Source organism: Micromonospora sp. NPDC049230 (assembly GCF_040647875.1).
GTDB lineage: Bacteria > Actinomycetota > Actinomycetes > Mycobacteriales > Micromonosporaceae > Micromonospora.
On the sequence record NZ_JBEZCZ010000019.1, the window covers coordinates 25,475 to 48,410 of the forward strand.

Genomic DNA, 22,936 nt, shown 5'->3' on the forward strand with positions numbered 1-22,936 from the left:
CCGGGACTTGAGACCTTCGACGACTGCGGGGCGTCCACGCTGCGACCCGCCCGCCGGGCCGCGACTGGGCCCCGGGCCGGTCATCCCTCGGGATGGACGCCGTGGTCGAGGACACCGACGCCGGTGCGCATCTCGGCGACCGTGTGGGCCTGGACGTCGAGGTGCTGCCCGTCGACGGCCTGCGCCACCACGGCGCGCACATGGGCCTGCGCGGGAAGGGCCAACCCGTCGTACACCGCGAGGAACAGCTCCCGCGCGCGGGCGCGCGGCCAGTCGGGCGGCATGAGTGTGGTCGGGAGTTGGGGGTCGAGCGCGGGAAAGCGTCGATAGGTGTCCATCACCTCGGTACGGGCCCGCACCGCCACGGCGCCGGCGACCTGGCCGGCGCGAATCCGGGGCAGCAGCTCGGTCCAGCGCCGGATGAAGGATTCGTACTGGTCGGCGATGGCCCCGACGTCCCACGCCTCGATCGGGTTACGGATCGCTCTGGCCTCCAGTTCCAGGTGCTGTGCGCGAAAGGCGGTCATCGAGCCAGGCGTCACGGCTGCCAGCTCGGCCTGCGCCTTGGTCGTCAGCGGATTCGGCGACACCCAGACCCCGTCGTACAGCGGCGCGTAGCCGTGCCAGCGCAGATGAGCCCGGAGGGCGCTGCGCTGGCTCCGCTCCTCTTTCGGCATGGTGAAGACGACGAGTGTCCACGACCCGTCCCAAGCCTCGGGATCGGCGGCGAACATCGCGATCGAGATGCCACCGATCGCCAGGTCGACGGCGGCGGGCCGGGACAGCCGGTAGGAGCTGTGCCGACCCCGCCGCCGGCCGTCCAGCACACCGCGCCGGGCCAGCCGGCTGATGACCGTACGGGCGGCGCCGGTGGTCACGCCGAAATCGTTGAGCAGGGCGACGACCGCGGTGGTCGGCATCCATGCCCGGGTACGCAGGGTGTAGTCGGCGATCAGGGTCACCGCCAAACCCTGGGGTGAGCTGCCGGCCTGCCGACGCGGCAGCCGCACCGATTCGACCGTCCCGTCCGGAAAGATCTCCTCAACGTCGAACGGGCGTACCACGGCATGCTCCAGCGATGGTCGGGGTGACATCGCTGCGACTGTAACGGCCGGGAATGCACACCGCGACGCACGGCCGGCCGGCCGGCCGCTACATCGAGACATCGCGCAGAAGCCCCAGGCTGAGCCGACCCAGCTCGGCGAAATCCTGGCGCACCGTGGTCAGCGGCGGGAGGTGGTGCGCACCGTCGAGTGCCCCGTCGAAGCCCACCACCCGACCAGATGTGCGGTGCCATCACCCTCATACTCGCCGGAAGGTGCGGCCGAGGGCGTGGTCGACGTGCAGGCTCATGCCGTCGGCGCCGCCGTCCACGGAGCGCCTGCCCCGCGCATGCTGGTGGCGAACGGGCTGTCCGGGCCGATCTGCCCGCTGTGGATGGTGGTGCCGGTGAACGCCGACGCGTAGACGGCCGCGACGAACTCCATGGTCTGCCGGGTGTCGGCCGGTGTGACGGGTAGGGGCCGGCCTGCGTCGAGCGCGTCCAGCACGGCGGCGAGCTGTCCGGCGTGACCGCTCTGCTCAGCCGAGGGCGCCGACGACCACCGGGTCTCGATGTCTCGTGCCCCGGCGCGGGATGGACAGTCCAGTCGTCGTCGGTGTAGCCGTACAGGTGTGCCAGCTCCACCGTCGCGTGCTCGTAGTCGAACCGCAGCGCGGACACCTCCCGGGGTGACAGCACCGAGTTCACCACCGTCGCGACGGCCCCGTTGGCGAAGGTGACCAGGGCCATCGACACGTCCTCGGTCTCGACCGGTCTCGCTCGCCGCGCCGCGACGGCGGTGACCTTCTCCCACGGACCTAACACGGAGAGCAGCATGTCGAACTGGTGGATCCCGTGGCCCATCGTCGGTCCGCCGCCCTCTGTCTCCCAACGGCCACGCCACGGCATCCGGTAGTAGTCGTCGTCGCGATACCACAGCGTGTCGCAGGTCGCGAGCATGGGCTGGCCGAGCTCGCCCGCCGCGGCCATGGCCCGCAGCCGCACCACACCGGCGCCGAACCGGTGCTGGAACACGGTGGCCAGCTGCGCGCCGGACCCGGCCGCCGCCTCGATCAGCGTGTCCAGTTCGGCGAGCGACAACGTAGGTGGCTTCTCCACCAGGACGTGCACACCGGCCCGCAGGCACTCCAGCGCGAGCGGTGCGTGCGAGACGGGCGGCGTGCACAGGTGGACCAGGTCGATGTCGCGCCGTGCCAGGAGCGCCGCCACCGTCGGTGCGACAGTGCCGGCGTCCCACGTCTCGGCGAAGGCGCTGGCCTTCGAGGCGTCGACGTCGACAACCGCTGCGAGCCGGATGCGATCGCCGTTGTCGCGCAGTGCGCCGGCATGCGCGGCGGCGACCGCCCCGGTGCCGACGATGGCGGCCCGGTACCTGCCGTCAACCATGGAATCCCATCACTTTCGTTGGTCTGGGGTCGCGCCGCAGCCGGCGCTGCGGCGCGGCAGCAGTGCGGCAGTTGGTCACATGGCCTGGATCTCGACGGCCGTGCCACGACCGAGCACCCGGACCCCGTCGATCGCGACGAGCTGGCCGTCCGCGGTGATCAGCCGGTCATGGGCATCGCGGGGCAACGATATCGGCGCGGTCGCGGGCAGCGGCAGCAGATGCAGGGTGACCTCGCTGTCGGCCCGATAGCCGGCGTCGACCAGGTTGACCAGCCATCGGGAACCGTCCCAGAACCGGTCGGTGACCGGGCGCCCGTCGACCCGCAGCTCGCCGACGTCGCCGGCCCAGTCGATCTCGAGCAGCGCGTCGTGCGCCGGGTCTGCCGCCCAGTCCGGTAGGCCGAGCCGGTAGACGGCGGCGTGCTGGTCGAATACCTCCGGGCCGGGCGCCGAGGCACGGCCGTCGTGCTTGCCGTAACCGAGCGGCACCGTGGCGGAGGCAGGACGCCGCTCCTCGACGATCACATCCCCGGCGGCCGGGCCGGCGACGACGACCAGCGGCAGGTCGGCGAAGCAGCGGGCCGCCGGGTCGTAGCCGCGCACGCGGGGGGTGCCGACGGCCTTGACAGTGACCCGGCCGGAAGCGTCCCACCGCAGCTCGTCCTCACTGAGCAGCAGCCGGCGACCGCCGTCCTCGCAGACCCAGACCGATCCGGCCGCGTCGTCCGGCAGGACGAGCACGTCGAGGGCCCCGCCGGCAGTGGCGAGCCGGACCGGCTTCAGGGCAGGGGTGACGGCCCGGACCGTGACGTCGGCGGCGTCGACCGCGAGTTCCGGCGCGATGCCCGCCTCGGCGATCAACACCAGGGTGGGTACCGCGCCGGGAAGCAGGGTGAGCACCGAGGCGGTGGCCCAGGCGAGCGTGACACCGCCAAGGGTCAGGGTGACCGGCCAGCGGGCGAGGGTACCGGCCGGAACGTCGACCGGCCTGGAGGGAAGCACCAGCTCGACGTCGTCCAGGGTGATCCGGAAGCGGGCGCGGCCGTACGTCGGCAGCGGGAAGTGCGGCTGGTGCCAGGCGAGGAAGAGGAAGCCGCTGCGGCCGTCGCTGCGCAGCGCCCAGCGCAGCGTCCGGTCGTCCCCCACGCCGGCCGGACGCACGTCGGGCAGGCTGGAGGGCATCTCGGCGAGCCGGCCCCCGAAGGCGGCGAGGAAGGCGTGCTGGCGGCGCAGCTCCGCGTGGCTGGGGGCGAGCGTACCGGCCTCTCCGATCGGAGCATGGAAGTCGTAGCTCAGGCGCGGCATGTCGTTGGGGTAGCCGGTGGCGTGGGACTCCTGCATGCCCTGCTCAGCGGACGGGTTGGTGCCGCCGGCGTACATGTAGTAGCCCTGCCAGGCCGAGCCGTTGCCGATCTTGCAGTGGGCCACGGTGGCGACGTCCAGCGCCGTGGGACGCGGCCGCCGGTGGTACGCCGTCGCCATGCCGCCGCCCAGCTCGCAGGTCGCCGGCGGAAACAGCTCGGACGGGGTACGCGGGCCATCGGCCGGGTCGGACTGGGCGCGGCGCAGGTCGGCGCCGATGCCCGGGTCGTCCCAGACATGGGAGAAGAAGTAGTGGTCGCGGAATGTGGGATCCCACGGGGCGTCGGCGTCCACCCAGAAGCCGTCGCCGTATCCCCCGTAGAGCGGCAGCACCTCCCCCTCGGGGAGGTGTGCGCCGCCCCACGCGGTGGCCGTCCAGAGCGGTGCGGCCAGGCCGGCCTGCCGGGCCAGGCGCTTGAGCGTGACGAGGTGCTCCGGCTGGTCGTACAGCTCGTTCTCGAGCTGGATGCCGAGCACGGTGCCGTCCGGCGAGCAGCGCCCGTCGAGCGCTCCGGCGATCTGCCCGAACCATCCGCGGACCAGCTCCAGGTACGCGGGGTCGTCGGTGCGGTGCCGCACCGGAGCCTGCTGGACCCAGTCGGGAAAGCCGCCGTTGCGCACCTCGCCGTGGCACCAGGGGCCGATTCGCAACACCACGTCCAGGCCGCTCTCGACGCAGTGGTCGACGAAGGCGGCGACGTCGAGGTTGCCGTCGAAGCGGGCCTGTCCGCGGCGCTCGACGTGGTGGATCCAGAAGAGGTAGGTGGCCGCCACGGTGATCCCGCCGGCCCGCATCTGCCGGAGCCGCTCCGCCCAGCGTTCCCGGGGTAGGCGGCTGAAGTGCAGCTCGCCGGAGACCGGGATGACCGGCACGCCGTGGCGGGACAGGTACCGGTTGGTGAGCGACAACCCGGGCCGGATGTCCTCGTCGTTGCTCATTCGGGGTCGGCGCAGTGGCATGGCCCAGGGCCGGTGGCGGATGGGGAGCGGCTCTGGCCACGACGGCGGATGTGCGGGCACGAGACCGTCCTCGGCGTGAGATCTGTAACCGGTCACAGGTCTGGACGTTCGCACGATATCCGGCGCCGAAGCTGATTCACAGAGCCTTGCGCATGGCCCGCCCGACCGCCTGCCACGTCATCGATTGTGGGGCGGCGAGCGGGGCGATGACCGCCCCGGACAGCAGGTCGCCCGCCAGGGCGCCGCACGGTCGGGAAGAGCACGACGAGAAGCAGGATCAGCAGAGGGTCGTCGCCCGTACCACCCGGCCCTCGCCTGACGTGCGGGCCCACGATCCCGCACGTCCCGCACGCCTACCGCTGCGGGGTGACGAGCGCCGCGCCTGCGACGCCCAGGTTCCCGTGCGGGGGCGCCCGCCGGCAGGCCGCGCCGATCCGGCGGGCCCGACGGATGTCGCCGGGCCCGCCTGATCTGCTGGGGACGTCACGCTTCTCGAAGCAGTCGCGACGTCGGTTCAGGGCCACCGTTGCAGGATGCGGTCGTACTCGGCCTGGGTGACCGGGAGTACCGTGCCGTGCCGCGGACGACCGGGCAGGCTGTAGCTCGCCACCGCGCTCCACTGTCCGCTGCGCAGGTCGGTGGTGGTGAACGGGAGGTAGCCGCGGCCCCCGTACTCGTCGATGTACATGTACCACCGGCGTTCCGTGTTCGACTTGAACACCAGCGGCCCCTCGCCCTGCGCGAGCGAGCCCTGGCCGATGCAGTCGCGCAGGAAGGAGTAGTTGCGGTTGAGGATGGTGGCCGACGTCTCCGCGAGGATGAACTTTCCGCACGCCGACTGCGAGGCGCTGCGCTCGTCCTTGGTGAACCGGTAGAACGTGCCATCGTCCTTGATCATCGTGGAGTCGATGGTCGAGTAACCCTTGTCCACCCATGTCTGCGGGGCGCTGAAGGTACGAAAGTCGCTGGTGGTCGCGTACATCATGCGGTTGTAGGTGCTGGTTGTGTGGTTGGGATCGCCGGCCGGGTAGAGCTTGGCGGCCCAGTAGACGACGTACTGCCCGATGGTCTCGTCGTAGTACGCCTCCGGCGCCCAGGTGTTGCCGGCGGTGTCGGGCGAGACCCGCACCAGTCGTGGAGCGCTCCAGGTGGTCAGATCGGTGGACTCCCACACCACGATCGACTTGCTGCCGGTGCGCTGGGCGGCGTCCCAGTTGCCATTGCCGTAGATCCGCAGGTCGGTGGCGATCTGGTAGAAACGGTCGCCCTGCGGCGAGCGGATGATGAACGGGTCACGCGCCCCACGGGTGCCGACGGTGGAGGACAGCACCGGCCGGCCGCCGTTGAGCTGTCGCCAGCGGGTGGGGTCGTTGCCCTGGCTGAGGGCGAAGTAGACCTGTTCACCGTTGCTCGTACCCTCGCCCAGCATGTAGCTGAACAGGTAGCCGGCGTACGCCGGCCCGGGATTGTCGTCGCGGACGGCGACGATCTGCCATTGCTGATTGGTGCCGCCGTTGTCGGTGTACTGGGAGACTCGCGCCCCGTCGGCGGTGGCGCGCTCCCACACGTCGAGCGCTTTGCCACTGTTGCGGTTGATCAGCTTGATGTAGCCGCTACCGTTGTCGGTCACCGACCACTGTTGGTTCGTCCCGCCGGTGTCGGGCCACTGGACCACGTTGGCCCCGTCCGCCGTCGACCTGCCTTCGACGTCGACGACCTTGCCGCTGACCCGGGCCCGGAGGCGGTAGAACCCGCCGCCGGCATCCACGAACTGGAAGTGCTGGCTGGTCGACGACGTGGTGATCTGCTGCACGAGGCTGGCCCCGTCGGCCGTCGACCCGCCGGCAACGGTCAACGCCTTGCCACTGTGTCGCGCGACGAGCTGGTAGTACGCCGTAGGGTCGATGGTCGCCGCGTTGGCCACGGGCGAGGCGACTGAGAAGCCTGCCGAGGCGATCACGACGACTCCGGTCAACACCATTGCCGTGAAGCACCTGCGCCGCCGGGTATCCCGTCGATGGGTCATCCGTATCGCTCCTCTCATTAGTTTGTCGCAACCCGGGCGCGCCAGACCCATCCGGTCGCCGGGACAGCCGACGGTGGCCGTGGGTCGCAACGGACAAGGCCGTCGGCGGCTCTGTCCTACTGCGGGTAGGGGCCAGCGGGATCTCTGTCACGCAGGCCCTGGTGACAACTCCGACACGAGGACATCGGCCGGCGCGGGGATGCCGCAGCACGTCGACAGCCGGCCGGCAGATCAGGCAGACGCCGGGTGTGAGCGATCACGGGATCGTCCCTCGTGCAGCCTTCCGGATCGCGGTTAGGCTGGCATTTACCTGGGTCTTCTTCTCGTGCCGCTCCGTGAGCGCTCCCACTGGATCGAGACTCGCCCCCCAGTGTCCCGACCGGGCACCTGGCTGTCAATCGACGTCCTTCTGTTTGGCAGCCGCTCCGCCGCAGCGCATAGGCCAGCCGCAGGGGCGGCGCCCATCGGGTTGCTCACCCAACAGCCCGACACGGGGTCGGCCAACCAGCAGTGGCGCGTCGTCGAGCACGGTGGCGACGTGATCAGCCTCGTCAACCGCCAGTCGGGCCTGGCCATGGACGTGTGGGAGCGGTCCACCCCGACGGGGCCCGCATCTCGCAGTGGACCTACACCGGCGACGCCAACCAGCGCTTCACCCGTCGGCGCGTCTGACCGCCCGGCCCGCGCGGGGTGCGGTGGAACGCAGTCCGCCGCCCTCCGGCCCTGAGGCACCGTGTTTTCGCGTAGATCGAAGAACTACAATGTGATAGCTCACTCCCCTCCCATGCTCGATGGCTGCCAGCAAGCGTGTGACGTTCAGGGTGAGCGCTAACAAAGCGACGGAGACGCATCGATCCGTCCCTCCAATCCGTCCAGGGAGTGCTTCATGAGAATTGCCGCTCGAGTCTGCCGCAGATCGGCGCTCGCGCTGACTCTGGTGGTCGCACTGCTGACCGCCGCCGCGCCGTCGGCATCCGCCGACATCATCAGCGTCAGGAACCCGGTCGTCTCCCAGCGCGCTGACACTGCCGTCTACAAACACAGCGACGGCTACTACTACATGACGGCGTCCGTGCCGGACTACAAGCGGGTGGAGCTGCGCCGTTCCACCACCCTGCAGGGCCTCGGGACGGCCGCCACGACAAACGCGTTCGTGGCACCGTCCAGCGGAGCGCTCAGCGGATGGATCTGGGCACCTGACATCCAGTACTACGACGGTGCCTGGTACATGTACTTCTCCGCTTCACCGAACACCGCCCGATTTGACCAGCGGCTGTACTGGATCCGCAACACCTGCGCCAACCCGATGACGTGCGCCTGGAGCGCACCCCAGCGCTTCAACACCGGCTGGGAGTCGTTCCAGCTGGACGCCGCGTCCTTCGTCAACCGTGGGGTCCGCTACTTCGTGTGGGCACAGGACAGCCCGTCCACGAACTACAACAGCCACATGTACATCGCCCGGATGAATGGCGCGACCGGCATCACGGGCGCGGCGGTCGAGATCGCGCGGCCCACCTACAACTGGGAGAGGGAAGGCGTCGCCGGCGTCGTGGAGGGTCCATCGCCGCTGGTGCGGAACGGGCGGGTCTACATCGCCTACTCGGCATCCGCCACCGACTCCCGCTACAAGCTCGGCCTGCTGTCCGCACCGGACACCTCTGACCTGCTCAACCCGGCGTCCTGGTCCAAGCGGCCGAACCCGGTCTTCCAGACCGCCAACGGTGTCTACGGCCCCGGCCACGGCAGCTTCACGGTGGCCGAGGACAACGTCACCGACATGCTCGTCTACCACGCCCGCGACTACGCCAACCCCACCCCGGACGCGTTGACCGACCCGAACCGACACACCCGCATGCAGCAGCTGCACTGGCAGGAGAACGGCGACCCGTTCTTCGGTCAGCCGATCCCGAGCAGCGTGACGAACCCCGGCATCCGAGGTCAGTTCAGCAACCGATGCGTCGACAACTACAACCGCGACACCACCCTCGGTGCCCTCGTTCGGCTCTACGACTGCAATGGCGGCACCGCCCAGCAGTGGGAGTTCAACTACCGCTCGGCGGGCAGCTACTACGAGATCCGCAACCGCAACACCGGGACCTGCCTAGACGATCTCAACGCCGCCACCGCCGCCAACGCCGACGTCGGCCTCTACACCTGCAACGGCTCGACCGCCCAGCGGTGGACCTTCCAGGACCGCGGCAACGGCTGGTTCTCGCTGCGCAACATCGCCGGCAACATGTGCCTGGACAACTACGAGTGGAACTCGGCCAACGGCGCTCGGCTATCGCTCTATCCGTGCAACGGCACCGGAGCCCAGCTGTGGCGCCGAGGCTGACCACAGCGAAGCCTCGTTCACGGTGGCCGCTCCCCCCGGCCTGACCGGTGCGGCGCACGCGCCCACGGCGATGATCGTGGTTGCCATGATCATCGCCGTGGGTGATCGGGGTCCCCGCGGCGACCTCCCTGCCGGATCGGAGCGACAAAGCTCCTAGCCGTGCACGCATCAACCATGTTGTGGCCGCGGGCCTTGACCGCCCGCCGGTAGCGGGCGTTCAACGACTGAGGTGGACGAGAATCGGGTGGGGAGGTTGCGGGGCGCCCCGGTGGGCGGACGCTCGCCCGCCCACCGGAAACGGCCGAGTCAGTACACGTAGGGCCAGGCAGCGGCGTCGTAGCCGATGCGGTTGACGCCGAGCAGCGATGCGCCGTTGTCGGCGTAGTAGTGGTAGAACAGGTAGTCGCCGTCGGCGTCCGCGAGGAACGCCTGGTGGCCCGGGCCGTGGATGCTGCCGTGCGAGGCGAGGACCTGGGTGCCTCCGCCGGAGAGCAGATCCCGACCGTTGCGGTCGACGAACGGCCCGGTCGGGCTCGCCGACCGACCCACCATGACGCGGTACGTGCTGCTGGCGCCCTGGCAGCAGCGGTCGAACGAGACGTACAGGTAGTACCAGGCGCCGCGCTTGACCACGACTGGCGCCTCGATGCCGGGCCCATAGGCGGCGAGGCTCTGCATCGAGGTGCCGAGTCGACGTCCGGTAGCCGGGTCGATTTGGATCGCCTTGATCCCGGACCAGAACGAGCCGAAGCTCAGCCACCAACGGCCCTGGTCGTCGACAGTGAGGTTCGGGTCGATCGCGTTGAAGTTGTCCGACGTCCGCGACTCGATGACGAGGCCCTCGTTGGTCCAGCTTCCGGACCCGCCGGAGGTGCTGGTGGCCAGGAAGATCGCCGAGCGGTTGGAGCCGAAGCTGGATGCCGAGTAGTACAGGTAGTAGCGGCCGTTGCGGTACGACAGGTCAGGCGCCCACAGGTTGCGCGCGCCGCCGGTGTACGTGGTGGTCCACGGCGCGCCGCCGGGGAAGACAGCGCCTGCGTTGCGGTAGGTGACCCGGTCGGTCGAGGTCTTCAGCGCGATGTCGTTGCCGGTGTGCGCGAGGAGATAGGTGCCGTCGGGTCGTTTGACCACTGTCGGATCGTGGACACCGATGTCTCCGGAAACTCTCATCGGTTGCGGGTAGGACGCCGGCGGATTGCCCGTCGACGGAGGCGAGGAGGTGGGTGTGCCGCCGCCCAGACGCACCAACTGCCACTGCTGGTTGGCTCCATCCGCATCCGAGTAGGAAGCCAGCCGACCACCATCGACGGTCGACCACTCCCACACGTCAATGACCTTGCTCGACTGCCGGTTCACGAACCGCACGAACCCGCCCGCCGAGTCCTGCAACCGGAACTGCTGTGTGGCCGACCCCCGGTCACTGGTCTGCACCAACTGGGTCCCATCAGCGGCGCTCGGCAACTCCAGCACCTTTCCGCTGTGCCGCGACCGCACCTTGTAGAAGCCACCACCAGCATCAACAAACTGCCACTGCTGCACCGCGAGATCGTTACGCGTCCACTGGTTGACCGGCGCGTTCTCCGCCGTCGACCAGTCATACACATCCATCGCCTTGCCGCTGTTCCGGTTCACGAACACGTACGAGGCAGACGTGTCCACCGTCGCCGCCGACGCCGACGGAACCCCGATCATCACCCCCGCACCCGCCACCAACACCGCCGCACCCGCGGCCAACCCCGCCCGCCGCCCACGGCGGACGCCCACAAAGGGCACCTGATCCACACTCACCATTGGAGAACTCCTTCGATGTTCTGGGCCGCCTCGGACACCGGGCCCGTGATGTCGGTGATCGACGTCGCACGATGTCGTGACCGTGCGCCCGCCCGCCATGACCAGGCCCGCAGAGTGACGGCCTGGCTGCGGCGCAGACATGGCCGAACAACGACAGCGGCATTACATCCGTGTTACACCCAAATTGTTTACGCTAACATCAATGGATGTCAAGTATTCGCAAAGATCGATGCCAACCAAATGCAAAGGTCGCATCATTGACTAGCGCGGTACCACCCGGCTTGACCGCATAGCTGCCCAGGGGGTCGGTGGCAACGCGAGCCGCCACGGTCGGTGTGCATCGAGTCCGACGATTCGGTCGCAGCACCATAGCTGTTAGCGCTAACACGCATCGCCGATCGGTTGGCGATGCCGCCACGTGCCGCAGCGCCGTGGGCCAGCAGCGTCGTCGCCACCTCCCGGCTCGACCCATCGGCCTCCCCATGAACCGGAAACGACGCGGCCCCGGCACCAGAGGGCCGGCCTTCAGCAAGCCCGCGTCGTCACTGTTGACCGACGTCCACCGGCAACTCCGACCCGGGGGCAACGCCGACGGCCCGAATGACCTGCGCGGGCTGGGCATGTGCATCACCAGCCGCACAGGCGGCCAGCGTGCCGTGGCAGCCGGGAGTATCCTCGCGTCGGGTGCGCCGGGAAGTCTGGTCGGCAGGTCATGTCGCGCTGCGGCTCCTGGAGGCTCCGATGGGCGTTGCTGCCCTGCGCACCGAAAATCTGTCCAGGCGGTACGGGCGGCTACTCGCCCTCGATGACCTCACCCTCGACGTCGCGGCGGGCGAGGTGTTCGGGTTTCTCGGCCCCAACGGCGCCGGAAAGTCAACGACGATCCGGCTGCTGCTCGGGCTTGCCCGACCCACCTCCGGACGGGCGTGGATCTTCGATACCGACGCCGTCGATGTCGCCGCCGCTCACCGCAGGCTCGCCTACGTGCCGGCGGATGTGGCGCTGTGGCCACGGATGACCGGCGCCGAGGTGTTGGACCTGATCGCCCGCATCGGCCCCGGCACGGACACCGCCTACCGCGACGAGCTCATCCAACGATTCGCGCTGGACGTGTCCAAACCGGCAGGCACCTAATCGACGGGCAACCGGCAGAAGGTCGCCCTGATCGCGGCTTTCGCCACCCGGGCGCCTCTGCTGGTGCTGGACGAGCCAACCAGTGGCCTGGACCCGCTCATGGAACCGCAGTTCCGGCAGGCGGTCGGGGTGGCCCGCGACAACGGCCAGACGGTGCCAGCCACAGCCGCCGCAGTGCCTTCACGCCGAGTGCTCCGCGTGGTGCAGCACTTCCGCGATGAGTCGCCGGGTGGCCTCCCCCTGGAGCGTGTAGGTGACCTCCCGCCCGCGACGCTTGCGCCGGATCAACCGGGCATCCTTGAGGTACCGCAGGTGCCGGGCGATGATCGTCGAGTCCGCCGACATCGCCGCCGCCAGGGAAGCTGGCGTCTGTTCGCCGTCCTGCAGCAGCACGAGAATGTGTATCCGGTGTTCGTACGCCATGGCGCGCAGCACGACCACCGCGCGGTCCAGTGCGCGCCTTGTCTCGTCGAGGGGTACGGCGCTCATGCCGGGAACGCCCGCAGTCGGGCGGCCGCCGTGGACCGGGATCTGGCCAGCCGGGATAGGACTGTCGACAGTGCCAGGATCGCGGTGGCGGTCAGGGTGATGCTCGCGCCGGCGGCGACGTCCCAGCGGCTCGACGCGTACAGGCCGCCGAGCCCGCTGACAGCGCCGAACGCGACGGCCAGGGCGGTGATGACGCTCAGCCGGTGCGACCACTGGCGCGCCGCCGCCGCCGGCGCGACGATGAGGGCGAGGGCGAGGATCGTGCCGATGGCCGGGACGATCGTCACTACCGCCACCTGGATGGCGAGCAGCAGCACGACGTCCCAGACGCCGGTGGCGAAGCCGGCCGCCTGCGCGCCGTCCCGGTCGAAGCCGGTGTAGCGCAGTGGTCGGGCGCAGGCCAGCAGGACGACCGCGACGACGACGAGCACGACCGCGGCGGTCACGAGGTCCTGCGGGCTGACGGTGAGGATCGATCCGACGAGGAACGAGGTCAGGTCCCGGCTGAAGCCGTTCTGGGTGGCGACGAGCCCGGCGCCGAGGGCGAAGCCACCGGAGAGCAGGACGCCGGTCGCGGCGGCCGTGTTCTGGCTTCGTCGGCGGCTGAGCGCGGCGACGCCCAAGGCGACGATCGCACCCGCGACCACGCCGCCGACGAGGATGTTGACACCGATGATGGAGGCTGCCACCACCCCGGGGAACGTGGCGTGGGTCAGTGCCATGGTGAAGAAGGACAGTCGGCGGAGCACGACGTGAACGCCGACGAGTCCGGCGAGCGCGCCGGCGAGCAGCACCTCGGCCGTGGCCCGGTGCAGCGCGTCATCCCACCAGTTCATGCGGCGATCTCCTTGCGTCGGAGGCGATCCGCCCGTGGTTGCGCCTGGAGCGCAGCACGCCCAGTGGAAGCAGCAGCAGGTAGGCGAGCACGAGCAGCAGGACGACGGCGGAGGCCGAGGTCAGGGAGATGCCGTAGTCGACCGACGCGGTCCAGCTGGCCAGCAGACCGCCGTATGCCGCGATGAGGATGAGGGCGGTGCCGATCACCGCCATCAGTGACAGGCGGGTGGTGAGCAGGCGGGCCGTCGCGGCCGGCACGATGAGCAACGCGACCACGAGGATGGTGCCGACGGCGCGTACCGCGGCGACGACGACGAGCGCGACGATGATGTTGAGCAGCAGATCGAGCCAGGCGATCCGGAAACCGACGGCTGCCGCTCCGACCGGGTCGAAGGTCCGGAAGATCAGGGCCCGGGCGCTGATCACCAGCAGCCCGAGGATGACGACCGCCAGCACGGCGGTCTCCGCGATCTGGCGCGGCGTCACCGTCAGGACGCGCCCGAAAAGAAACGACGTCAGATCCGAGGTGTATGAGGAGCGCCGCGACACGAGCACCACACCGATCGAGAACATGGCGGTGAGTACCACGGCGGTGGAGGCATCGTCGGAAAGCGCCCCGCCCCGGCTGAGCAGGGTCAGCGCCACCGCGGTCACGACGCCGGCGACCAGCGCCCCGACGACGATTCCCTCGATACCACCGGCCAGAAACCCGATGACGACGCCGGGAAACACGGTGTGCGTCAGCGCGTCGGAGACGAACGACAGGCGGCGGGCGAAGACGAAGACACTGACCGGTCCGCAGACGAGGGCGAGCAGCGCGAGTTCGGCCAGGGCTCGCCCCATGAACGGTACGGTGAACGGCTCGATCACGGCTCCACCAGCACTGTCCGGCCGTCGGCCACCTCGATGGCGTGTCCGCCGTACGCGCGGCGCAGCGTGTCGGCGGTCAACGTCTCGTCGGGCGGGCCGACCGCCCACTGTCGGCCGTTGAGCACGCAGACCATGTCGGCGAGTTCATGTGCGACAGTCAGGTCGTGGGTGCTCAGCACCAGGGTGGTCCCGACCGCGCTGAGTTCGCGCAGAACGGACAGGATGGCTGCCTGACTCACCGCGTCGACGCCGTTGAACGGCTCGTCGAGGAGCAGTAGCTGTGGTTCGGCGGCGATGGCGCGGGCGAGCAGGACCCGCTGGCGTTGGCCTCCGGAGAGCACTCCGAAGTGGGTCCTGGCGTGATCGGCGAGGCCGAGGCGGTCGAGCGCCTCGTGCACCGCTCGACGGTCGGCGGTGCGGGTGGGGCGCCACCAGCCGATGCGTCGGTAGCGGCCCATCATGACGACCTGGGCCGCAGTCACCGGGAAGTCGGCGTCGAGGGAGTCGGTCTGGGGAACGTATCCGGTGCGGGTCCGGGCTTGGGCCGGTGGGCGCCCGAGCACGGTGGTCGTGCCGGCGAGGAGCGGCACCAGGCCGAGGATCGACTTGATCAGCGTGGACTTGCCGGCGCCGTTCGGTCCGATCAGGGCCAGGCGCTGCCCGGGGACCAGGTCGAGGTTGACGTCGGTGAGCACGGGCGTGCCGTGGTAGCCGACGCTCACCTCGGCGTAGCGAAGGGCGGCGTCGGCCACCGCGACATCGCCCATGTCAGCCGCCCAGAGCCGTGACGATGACCTGGGTGTTGTGCCGCTCCGCACCGAGGTAGGTGCCCTGGGGCGTGCCCTCGGCGCCGATGCTGTCGCCGTAGAGGGCGTCCGCGCCGCCGACGACCTTGACGCCGGCCTGGTTCGCGATCGCCTCGGCGCTCTTGGGTGGCAGTGACGTCTCCGCGAAGATGGCCTTCGTACCGGTCGCCTTGATCTTCGCGACGAGTTCGTTGAGCTGCTTCGCGCTCAGCTCGGCGGAGGTGTCGAGGCTGGGGATGACCGAGCCGACGAACTCCAGTTTGTACCGGTCGACGTAGTAGCCGAAGGCGTCGTGGTTGGTCACGAGCTTGCGCTGGTCGGCAGGGATCCGGGCGAAGGCGGCCTCGTTGTCGGTGTCGAGCTTGTCGAGTTCGGCCGTGTAGGTCTTCAGATTGCCCGCGAAGGCCGCGGCGTGTGCGGGGTCGGCTGCGGCGAGGCCCTTCTCGATGTTGGCGACCATCGTCTTGGCGTTCAAAGGGTTGTGCCAGATGTGTGGGTCGTGCTCCTCGCCCTCGTGCGCGCCCTCGCCCTCCTCGTGACCTTCCTCGTCCTCCTCGTGGCCACCCTCGCGCAGGGTGACGCCCTGGCTGGAGTCGACAACTGTGCCCTTGAAGCCGGCCGATTCGATGGTCTGGTCGAGCCACTCCTCGAGACCGACACCGTTCTTGACGACGACGGCAGCCTTGCCGATGGCCTGGATGTCGGCCGGCGTGGGCTCGTAGTCGTGCGGGTCCACGTTCGGCTTGATGATCTGTGTGACGGTGACATCGCCGCCACCGATGGCGCGGACGAAGTCGGCCACCTCGGGGGTCGTGGCGACCACCGCGAGCCCGGTGCCGGCCGAGGCGTTGCTACCGCCCTCGGCGGCGTCGTCACCCGAGCCACAGCCGCCCAGAAGAACAAGCGCGGCGGCGGTCGCCGCGGCGATGATCGTGCGTTGTCCATGCTTCACGAAAACACTCCATTCCTGAGATGCGGAACGGTAATCGTTTTCGCTAAGTATCGTCTAATAGCGAGATGACCACACGTGCATGTGTCGCCCCGCAGCGGTCGGGGAGCGAGCGGCCGACTCTCAGGCCACGGCCGTCAGCGCCGCATGCCGGCCACACCGCCAGAGGATCCCGGCCTCGCCGAAGCCGGCCGCACGGGCCACGTTCGCGTGCCAGGAGCCCGGGGCGGTGAACTCGGCCGGTGGGCGGTTCTCGAAGATCGCCGCCCGCTGCGCCAGCAACGGACGCAGCTCCTCCACCTCCCCGATGTCGTTCCACCACTGTGCCCAGGCCAACTCCGCGGCGGCTTCGCCCGGCGCCGGGTCCAAGGCACTCATCAGAGACGGAAGTCCCTCGTCGGGCATGAGGTCCGCGACGACGAGCAGCCCGCCGGGCGCCAGGCAACGACGGGCGTCGTCGTAGAACGCACGCACCTGAGCCGGTGGCAGATAGTGCAGGGTCATCACCACGGTGACCAGGTCATAGCCGCCACCTGTACGGGCCACCCAGCCCCGCGTCGACAGGTCACCCTCCAGCGACCGCACCTGATCGGCCAGGGCACCGCGTGCCAGCGCGAGCAGGACGGGATCGATGTCCATGAGGGTTATCGCGGCACCGGTCCACTGCCGAGCCATCCGCTCGGCGAGCAGCCCCGGTCCGCCACCCAGGTCGAGCACCCGGCCGGGCGCACGACCGCGAACAGCCCCGGCGACGCGACACAGCGTCTCCTCAAGGCTGGCGAGGTGCGGCACGAAACCTGCCATGACCTCAGACCATGCCGTGCGCAACCGGACGGCTTGCGTGCGGTCGAGCACGGCGCCAGGGGCGCGGGCGGTCGCTGCCATGGTGCACTCCGGGAGGACGTGCGGACGGGAAGGCCACACGATAACGGAAGCCATTTCCGACAGAATAGGCGATCCGCGACGACAGAACCGGCATATCCCGGTGCGTGTCGGTCAATAGCGGTCAAGCTCCGCCAGGACCGACAGGAGCCGGTCCACCTCCTCGGCGGTGTTGTATACGTGCAGGCTCACCCGTACGGATGCCGTCTTCTCGCCCTGGTCGCCCTGACAGTGACCGTCCGCGCGGACCAGGAGTCCGTGCGCGGCCAGGATGAACCCGAGGTCGTTCGAGCCGATCAGGCGGTGACGAAAAGCCACGATGCCCTGGCGCCGCTGCACCGGGGTGCCGGCGGCCAGGCTGCTCTGGCAGCCCAGCACCTCGACGTTGGACATCGTGCGCAACCCGTCGGTGAGCCGGGTGCCGAGCGCGGTGTTCCACCGGGCGACGCGATCCAGGCCGGCGGCGTCGAGCCAGTCCAGTGCGGCGACCAGGCTGATGATGCCGCTGGTGTTGGGTGAGCCGGTCCAGCCGCCCGGCGCGTAGGCCGGACCGCGCTGGTTGCGCGCCCAGATCGCGCCGGTGCCCGGCAGCGCCATCGTCTTGTGCCCGGAGAACACCACGAAGTCGACGTCGGTCGTCGTGGTGGACAGCGGCAGGTGCCCCACGCCCTGCGCGGCGTCGAGGCAGATGGGGATGTCGGGTCCGGCCGCCGCGCGCAGCCGGTGCACGTTCATGTCGTTGCCGTAGACGTGGTGCACGTGGGTCGCGGCGACCAGGCGCGTCCGGTCATTGATCATCCCCGTGAGCCGGTCGGTGTCGTAGTCGTGGGCGGCGTCGTAGGGCATCGCCCGTACGCCGATGGCCAGGCCCTGGCGACGCAGCAGCTCGGCGGTTTCCACCCAGGGTTCGTTGTTGGCGGCATGGTCGGCGAACGGCACGATGATCTCGTCGCCGTCGCGCAGCTGCGGGGCGAGCCAGTCGCGGGCGATGGCGCGCAGGCCCTCGGTGGCGCCGCTGACGAAGTGCACACCCGAGCGCTGCGGCGCCGGATCGTCGAGGAAGCGGCGCAGCCGGTCGCGGGCCTGCTCGATGCGGGTGGTGGTCCGGTTCGCCCACGGGTAGGTGCCCCGGGCGGCGTTGGCGTTGCCCGTCGTCAGGTAGGTCAGGACGGCGTCGAGGACCGCCCGCGGTTTCTGCGAGGTGGCGGCGCTGTCCAGGTACGCCACGTCGGGGTTGGCGGTGATGAGCGGGAACTGATCGCGCAGCTTCTCCTGCCACGGGCGCAGCTGGTCGAGGGCCTCCATGTCAGTCGCGCACGAGTTCGGCGCCGGCGTCACGCCAGGCGATGATCCCGCCGTCGAGTGAGCGGACGTCGGGATGGCCCATCCGGGTCAGCAGGGCGGCGTAGCGGGCGGACTTCTCCCCCACCGGGCAGACCAGCAGCACCGGCTGACGACGCCCGAACGGCAGCCCGCCGTGCAGCAACTCGGCGAAGAGTTCGTCGACGATGTTGAGCGAGCCGTCGATGTGCAACGCCTGGTACGCGAACGGACTCCGCAGGTCCACCACCAGCCCTCGGCGCTCGGCGACCCACCGCTCGGCTGCCGCGACGTCGACGGTCGCCGCCTGCCGCAGGTCCGCGTCGGTCACCGTCCGGACGGAGTTTCGCCGCGGTGGTCGACCGAACAGCTCGGGGCGCCGTTCCCGCAGATAGCTCATGTAGCTCTCGACACGGTCACAGACGATGAAGACCGCCGTACGGCGTTCGGTGAGCTGCGCGTCGACGGCGCGAAGGTGGCGTACGGCGCCCTGGTAGGCGCCGCCACCGGTCGGCCCGGCGAGCGTGCCACATCGGCGTACGAGAGTTAGCAGCCCATCGATGGCCTCGTCAGCGGTGATCGTCTCCAGGGTGTCGTAGACGTCGGGGTCGAACAGGCCGACCTCGTGCACCTCGTCGATGGTGCGGATCCCCGGGATGAAGTCGGACTTGTGCGCCACGAGCCCGACGACGCGCACGTCGGGGTTGTGCTGGCGCAACGCGGCCGCCACGCCGGTGGAGGAGCCGGCCGTCCCGACGCAGGCGACGAAGTAGTCCGGGGCTCGACCGTCGAGATCCTTCACGATCTCCGGGCCGGTGCCGTTGAGGTGCGCGTCGACGTTGAGCTCGTTGAAGTACTGGTCGGTGTGCAGGTAGCCGCCGCCCGATCCGGCGAGCCGGTGGTACATCCTGGTCAGCGGGTCGTCGGTGTCGGTGGGGTCGAGGCATTCGGCCTGGCCGGGCAGCTCGTCGATCTCCGCGCCGAGCAACAGCAGCAGATCCTTGATCTCGGCGACCTTCATGCGATTGGTGACGCTCTTGAAAGTCAGCCCGTGCATCCCGGCGATGACCGCGAGGGCCTTGGCCGTGTTGCCGCTGGACAACTCGACGACGGTGTCGCCGCGCTCAACGGCCTGGGCGAGCAGGGGTCGGGCCATGTTCCACGCGGCGCGGTCCTTCAGCGAGCCAAACGGGTTGAGCAGTTCCATCTTGGCGTACAGGTCGATGTGGCGCAGACCGTGCACGGCGGGGTCGATGCGCACCAGCGGGGTGTTGCCGATGGCCTCGGTCATGCTCTCGAACCTCATGGCGCCTCCGCACGATGGTGAACCGGCCAGTACTGCTCGTCGAGACACCAGCGCCACGCGCCGTCGTCGCGGTACAGCGCGACCTTGCGGCCGACCGGCTGACGCAGCGCCTGCGTGGCGCTGAAGTCCATGAGATAGCCAGCGGTGTTGACGAAGGCCAGCAGGTCGCCGGTGCGGGGCCGGGACGGCAGGAAGACCTTGCGTCGGGTGATGAGATCCGCTTCGAGACAGAGGTTGCCGAACAGGTACGCCCCTACCGGTCCCGGAGCGGCCGGGGTCGTCCGGTGCACGACGACCGGGTCCATCAGGACTCCGTGTTCCTCAAGGCTGACATCGCGTGCGTTGCAGTCCAGTCGCACGATCGTGTCGCCGTTGGACTCGTCACGGACCTCCAGAACGCTGGCCAGGGCCAGGCCGCACTGGTCGAGCAGGGCCCGACCCGGCTCGACGTGCAGGTCGTACATGTGGTCCAACAACAGTGTGCCCAGAGGGCGGCGCTGCTCGGGCGCGGTCGTTCGCAGCAGCCGATCGAGGTACGCGGGGCCGGAGACAGGCCGGTGGGCGGGGTACAGGTTCAGCGAACCCCGGACGTGGCCACCCTCGGCACGCAACCCGTAACCGTGCCCGTTCCAGGTCAGTGGCGCCCGCCGGCCGAGCACCGCCTCGGTCAACGCGGAGGTGTACCGCTCCCACTGCGCGCCGTCGGCGAGGTAGTCGACGCCGAACCCACCGCCGATGTCCACCGACCAGGGCCGCAGACCGCGTCGGCGACACTCGTCGAGCGCGCCGAGACAGCCCTCCAACGCCACCGCCTTTTCCGGCAGCCCGATCGTGTCGAGGTGAAACGCCACTCCGACCAGGTCCAGGGCGTCGGTGTGTTTCTCGATCACGTCGAGGACCTCGCTCACCGCGGCGGCCGGTACCCCGAAGCGGCTGCGGCGACTGCCGAGCTGCACGCCGGTCGAGGCGAAGCCCGACAGGCGGACCATCACCCGTACGCGTGGCAACGACCAATCCGTGACCAGAGTGGCGAGCGCCGTCAACTCACCGACCGAATCAGCGCTGACGGTGACCCCGGTGCGGGCGCACAGCCAGAGGAACTCCTCGTTCTTGGGCCCGGTCGCCATGATCCGCTGCGGCACGAAGCCGGCGCCGAGCGCGTGCTGCAGCTCGGCGAGCGACGCCACGTCAATGCCCGCCTCGGTGGCGGCGAGTTCGCGCACCAGGGCGCTGGACCGGTTGGCCTTGTGCGCGTAATAGACCTGACCGGAGAGGCGATGATCGGAAAAGACCGAACGGAATGCTGCGACATTCTTTGCCAACTGCTGTGGGAGAATCACGCCAAGCGGGGATCCCAACGCGTCGGTTAACTGGGCCATTAACGCGGTTTCGTCGAGTGCCGACTGCAGTGTCGGATCGATTCGCGGAGACAGGTAAAGGGGCAATGCGACTCCTCAGGTGAGTCGTGGCGCCACGGACGCCGCCACCCCTCTCGCCGGAAAACCCATCGTGACGACGGCCTGCTTCAACGTAACCGATGTTCCGACGCCCGCCAAGAGGTGGCAACCGAGCGGCTGGACGCTTTACCTGATATACACGAGTGCGCATATATGGCAGCCGCCGTCAATGCATCCGTGGAATATCCAGCAACCCCGAAGACAACGGTGCGGAACCACTGTCCTCTGCCGGGCCCTGAGCACGCTCGATGCGGGAGATACCCGCGTCCGCAGTTCAGCCTTCCGCACCGGCCGCGCAGATTCCGAATATCTCCATGGCGTGGTAGACGGTGGTCAGACCGACCGCCACGTCGCGGGCCCGCAGGTCCGCATACAGCCGCTGCGCACTGCGGAACTGGTCGGACTCCTCCAGCAGCGCCCGCGCCTCGGCGCGCTACCGGGTGGCGCGGCTGGCACCGGGCGATATGCCACTCATGGCCACGCCCCTCGGGCCCGTGCCACGTCCTGTGGCGGCGTGGCAGCCTCGTCACCGAGACCGCCACGCCTCCCCTGGTCCGCCCACCGGAGGTACCACACTCCTCGACGGACCGACGAAATGATAACCAGTTCAAGTTAGAGCTGAGTTCGCCGCCCCGCCGGCGTGGAACGGGTCAGGGTAGGACCTCGAAGGTGAAGGTCTTGGCGCCAGAGCTGACCGTGGCGCCACTGGAGGCGAGTTTGCCGGTGACTTCGAAGGTGACGGCGTAGGTGCCGGCGGCGTCGAAGCCCCAGTTGGCGTGGGCATGGGTGTTGTAGTTGACGTTGAGGCTGTCCGGTAGGCCGTTCCCGCTGTCGAAGAGCACGGTGGGGGTGCCGCCGGAGACGGTGTAGATGCTGAAGCCCCCGGGGCCGGAGACGCTGGTGAGCTTGAAGGTGACCCGATTGTTCTGGAAGACACCGCCGGGCACCTCGGTCGTGTTCCACCCAGCCCAGAGCAGGCCGGCGGTGCTGGACTGCGGCAGGACCCACGCCTGGCCAACCGTGCCGAGGAAGGACCAGGCCGAGCCGCTGGGCACGGTGATCTTGGCGGTGTTCGCCACTCGGAAGAGCACGTCGGCGGGGTTGCGTTCGACGGCGGTGCCGCCAGTGCCGTCCAGGACGTTGACGGTGAGCGCGCCGGCGGCGTAGTCGACGTCGATCACGTCGACGTGGCCGCTGGAGAGCACTATCGGCGCCGCGGCGACGGGCGTGGCGGTCCCGGCGAGCAGTGCGGCGGCCAGGATCAGACCGGCGAAGACCCGGTTGCGGGTGCGCATGGTGTTCATGATTTGACCGTGAAGCGGAGCGTGGCGGGCTCGGAGGTCACCCGCTGGCCGGTGGCGGCCAGGGTGCCGGTGGCGCGCACGGTCACGCGGTAGGCGCCGGCCTTGTCGAACGCCCAGTTGGCGTGCGAGTGGTCACCGGCTGTCACCGTGATGGCGTCCGGGAGGCCGTCGCCGCTGTCCGCCAGAACGGTTGGCTGGCCGACGGCGTTCTCGGTGTAGATCGCGAGCTGACCGGGGCCGTCAACCGACCTCACTGACAGCGTCAGTGCGTCGCCCGCGAAGACGCCGACTCCGATCTCCTCGGCCGCGATGCCCGGCCAGATCAGGTTGGAGTTCTGGATCTGCGGCAGGACCCACACCGTGGACACGCCCGGGGTGCCCAGGAAGGCGAACGCGGGGTCGGCAGGGACCGTGACCTTGGCTTGGCGCTTGACGATCAGCTTGACCTCGCCGGCGCCGTACTCGACGTCGTTGTCCTCGTCATGGACGCCGACCTCCAGCGCGCCGTCCTCGTAGGCCACGTCCACGAGGTCGAGATGGCCGGTGTTGAACACCACGGCGGCCGTGGGGGCGGCCTGGGCGGGCAGGGCCGTGGCGACCAACGCCACGCCCAGGACACCTGACGCCAGCAGATGACGCATGGTGCTACGCACGAAGAC

The 22,936-nt window shown here is 69.5% G+C and carries 20 protein-coding genes and 1 pseudogene; 3 read left to right on the top strand and 18 right to left on the bottom strand.

All coding sequences use genetic code 11. The features are described 5' to 3' along the window. Positions 1-80 precede the first annotated feature (80 nt). From AB0A95_RS17790 to AB0A95_RS17810, 5 genes and pseudogenes are all read right to left on the bottom strand, one after another. Complete coding sequence (locus tag AB0A95_RS17790) at positions 81-1,094, bottom strand: PaaX family transcriptional regulator C-terminal domain-containing protein (protein WP_357556819.1); 1,014 nt, start codon at positions 1,092-1,094, stop codon at positions 81-83. 255 nt (positions 1,095-1,349) lie between these two features. Beyond that, positions 1,350-1,550, bottom strand: coding sequence for a hypothetical protein (locus tag AB0A95_RS17795; RefSeq protein ID WP_357556894.1), 201 nt, complete (start codon positions 1,548-1,550; stop codon positions 1,350-1,352). A 209-nt stretch (positions 1,551-1,759) separates the two neighbouring features. Further along, positions 1,760-2,449, bottom strand: a pseudogene (locus AB0A95_RS17800) (Gfo/Idh/MocA family oxidoreductase); the annotation flags it as partial. 75 nt (positions 2,450-2,524) lie between these two features. Next, on the bottom strand, positions 2,525-4,750 hold the full coding sequence (locus tag AB0A95_RS17805; protein WP_357556820.1) for a beta-galactosidase: 2,226 nt from the start codon (positions 4,748-4,750) through the stop codon (positions 2,525-2,527). A 535-nt stretch (positions 4,751-5,285) separates the two neighbouring features. Continuing rightward, entirely contained in the window at positions 5,286-6,752 is a 1,467-nt protein-coding gene (locus AB0A95_RS17810; protein ID WP_357556821.1) for an RICIN domain-containing protein, read from the bottom strand. Positions 6,753-7,167: 415 nt separating this feature from the next. Between AB0A95_RS17810 and AB0A95_RS17815 the strand changes: the two genes are divergently transcribed. Continuing rightward, complete coding sequence (locus AB0A95_RS17815; RefSeq protein WP_357556822.1) at positions 7,168-7,524, top strand: RICIN domain-containing protein; 357 nt, start codon at positions 7,168-7,170, stop codon at positions 7,522-7,524. Positions 7,525-7,683: 159 nt separating this feature from the next. Further along, the gene (locus AB0A95_RS17820; protein WP_357556823.1) at positions 7,684-9,132 is read left to right on the top strand and encodes a family 43 glycosylhydrolase; all 1,449 of its coding nucleotides are present in this window, start codon (positions 7,684-7,686) and stop codon (positions 9,130-9,132) included. Positions 9,133-9,438: 306 nt separating this feature from the next. On the opposite strand, the gene AB0A95_RS17825 is transcribed toward AB0A95_RS17820, so the two are convergent. Further along, positions 9,439-10,923: a family 43 glycosylhydrolase gene (locus tag AB0A95_RS17825; protein ID WP_357556824.1), complete on the bottom strand. Its 1,485-nt coding sequence runs from the start codon at positions 10,921-10,923 to the stop codon at positions 9,439-9,441. Positions 10,924-11,664: 741 nt separating this feature from the next. Here AB0A95_RS17825 and AB0A95_RS17830 point away from each other — a divergent pair. Continuing rightward, the gene (locus tag AB0A95_RS17830; protein ID WP_357556825.1) at positions 11,665-12,057 is read left to right on the top strand and encodes an ATP-binding cassette domain-containing protein; all 393 of its coding nucleotides are present in this window, start codon (positions 11,665-11,667) and stop codon (positions 12,055-12,057) included. 180 nt (positions 12,058-12,237) lie between these two features. On the opposite strand, the gene AB0A95_RS17835 is transcribed toward AB0A95_RS17830, so the two are convergent. From AB0A95_RS17835 to AB0A95_RS17890, 12 genes are all read right to left on the bottom strand, one after another. Further along, positions 12,238-12,546, bottom strand: a complete 309-nt coding sequence (locus tag AB0A95_RS17835; RefSeq protein WP_357556826.1) for a metalloregulator ArsR/SmtB family transcription factor — start codon at positions 12,544-12,546, stop codon at positions 12,238-12,240. After that, the gene (locus AB0A95_RS17840) at positions 12,543-13,382 is read right to left on the bottom strand and encodes a metal ABC transporter permease (RefSeq protein ID WP_357556827.1); all 840 of its coding nucleotides are present in this window, start codon (positions 13,380-13,382) and stop codon (positions 12,543-12,545) included. Before AB0A95_RS17840 ends, AB0A95_RS17835 begins: the two co-directional genes overlap by 4 nt. Continuing rightward, on the bottom strand, positions 13,366-14,253 hold the full coding sequence (locus AB0A95_RS17845; protein ID WP_357556828.1) for a metal ABC transporter permease: 888 nt from the start codon (positions 14,251-14,253) through the stop codon (positions 13,366-13,368). Before AB0A95_RS17845 ends, AB0A95_RS17840 begins: the two co-directional genes overlap by 17 nt. Next, positions 14,250-15,020 carry a metal ABC transporter ATP-binding protein gene (locus AB0A95_RS17850; RefSeq protein WP_357556829.1) on the bottom strand — a complete coding sequence of 257 codons (771 nt, stop codon included), beginning with the start codon at positions 15,018-15,020 and terminating at the stop codon, positions 14,250-14,252. Before AB0A95_RS17850 ends, AB0A95_RS17845 begins: the two co-directional genes overlap by 4 nt. A gap of 1 nt (position 15,021) precedes the next feature. Then, positions 15,022-16,011 (bottom strand): metal ABC transporter substrate-binding protein, encoded by a 990-nt coding sequence (locus AB0A95_RS17855; protein ID WP_357556830.1) that lies wholly within the window; start codon positions 16,009-16,011, stop codon positions 15,022-15,024. A gap of 120 nt (positions 16,012-16,131) precedes the next feature. Further along, entirely contained in the window at positions 16,132-16,812 is a 681-nt protein-coding gene (locus tag AB0A95_RS17860; RefSeq protein WP_357556831.1) for a class I SAM-dependent methyltransferase, read from the bottom strand. 192 nt (positions 16,813-17,004) lie between these two features. After that, entirely contained in the window at positions 17,005-18,228 is a 1,224-nt protein-coding gene (locus tag AB0A95_RS17865) for an aminotransferase class V-fold PLP-dependent enzyme (RefSeq protein WP_357556832.1), read from the bottom strand. Continuing rightward, the gene (locus AB0A95_RS17870) at positions 18,197-19,516 is read right to left on the bottom strand and encodes a pyridoxal-phosphate dependent enzyme (protein ID WP_357556833.1); all 1,320 of its coding nucleotides are present in this window, start codon (positions 19,514-19,516) and stop codon (positions 18,197-18,199) included. Before AB0A95_RS17870 ends, AB0A95_RS17865 begins: the two co-directional genes overlap by 32 nt. Beyond that, positions 19,513-20,856: a Y4yA family PLP-dependent enzyme gene (locus AB0A95_RS17875; RefSeq protein ID WP_357556834.1), complete on the bottom strand. Its 1,344-nt coding sequence runs from the start codon at positions 20,854-20,856 to the stop codon at positions 19,513-19,515. Before AB0A95_RS17875 ends, AB0A95_RS17870 begins: the two co-directional genes overlap by 4 nt. Positions 20,857-21,247: 391 nt before the next feature. Further along, positions 21,248-21,388: a transcriptional repressor gene (locus AB0A95_RS17880; protein ID WP_357556886.1), complete on the bottom strand. Its 141-nt coding sequence runs from the start codon at positions 21,386-21,388 to the stop codon at positions 21,248-21,250. Positions 21,389-21,623: 235 nt separating this feature from the next. Next, positions 21,624-22,277 carry a choice-of-anchor M domain-containing protein gene (locus AB0A95_RS17885; RefSeq protein WP_357556835.1) on the bottom strand — a complete coding sequence of 218 codons (654 nt, stop codon included), beginning with the start codon at positions 22,275-22,277 and terminating at the stop codon, positions 21,624-21,626. Further along, a complete protein-coding gene (locus AB0A95_RS17890) occupies positions 22,274-22,930 on the bottom strand; it encodes a choice-of-anchor M domain-containing protein (RefSeq protein ID WP_357556836.1) in 657 nt (218 codons plus the stop codon). Before AB0A95_RS17890 ends, AB0A95_RS17885 begins: the two co-directional genes overlap by 4 nt. Positions 22,931-22,936 lie beyond the last annotated feature (6 nt).

Excerpts from the sequence above, each read along its gene's own strand:
- AB0A95_RS17840 (WP_357556827.1), bottom strand. The coding sequence starts at position 13,382 with ATGAACTGGTGGGATGACGCGCTGCACCGGGCCACGGCCGAGGTGCTG.
- AB0A95_RS17810 (WP_357556821.1), bottom strand. The coding sequence starts at position 6,752 with ATGGTGTTGACCGGAGTCGTCGTGATCGCCTCGGCAGGCTTCTCAGTC.
- AB0A95_RS17820 (WP_357556823.1), top strand. The coding sequence starts at position 7,684 with ATGAGAATTGCCGCTCGAGTCTGCCGCAGATCGGCGCTCGCGCTGACT.
- AB0A95_RS17830 (WP_357556825.1), top strand. The coding sequence starts at position 11,665 with ATGGGCGTTGCTGCCCTGCGCACCGAAAATCTGTCCAGGCGGTACGGG.
- AB0A95_RS17885 (WP_357556835.1), bottom strand. The coding sequence starts at position 22,277 with ATGAACACCATGCGCACCCGCAACCGGGTCTTCGCCGGTCTGATCCTG.
- AB0A95_RS17870 (WP_357556833.1), bottom strand. The coding sequence starts at position 19,516 with ATGAGGTTCGAGAGCATGACCGAGGCCATCGGCAACACCCCGCTGGTG.
- AB0A95_RS17835 (WP_357556826.1), bottom strand. The coding sequence starts at position 12,546 with ATGAGCGCCGTACCCCTCGACGAGACAAGGCGCGCACTGGACCGCGCG.
- AB0A95_RS17790 (WP_357556819.1), bottom strand. The coding sequence starts at position 1,094 with ATGTCACCCCGACCATCGCTGGAGCATGCCGTGGTACGCCCGTTCGAC.
- AB0A95_RS17850 (WP_357556829.1), bottom strand. The coding sequence starts at position 15,020 with ATGGGCGATGTCGCGGTGGCCGACGCCGCCCTTCGCTACGCCGAGGTG.
- AB0A95_RS17825 (WP_357556824.1), bottom strand. The coding sequence starts at position 10,923 with ATGGTGAGTGTGGATCAGGTGCCCTTTGTGGGCGTCCGCCGTGGGCGG.
- AB0A95_RS17805 (WP_357556820.1), bottom strand. The coding sequence starts at position 4,750 with ATGAGCAACGACGAGGACATCCGGCCCGGGTTGTCGCTCACCAACCGG.
- AB0A95_RS17860 (WP_357556831.1), bottom strand. The coding sequence starts at position 16,812 with ATGGCAGGTTTCGTGCCGCACCTCGCCAGCCTTGAGGAGACGCTGTGT.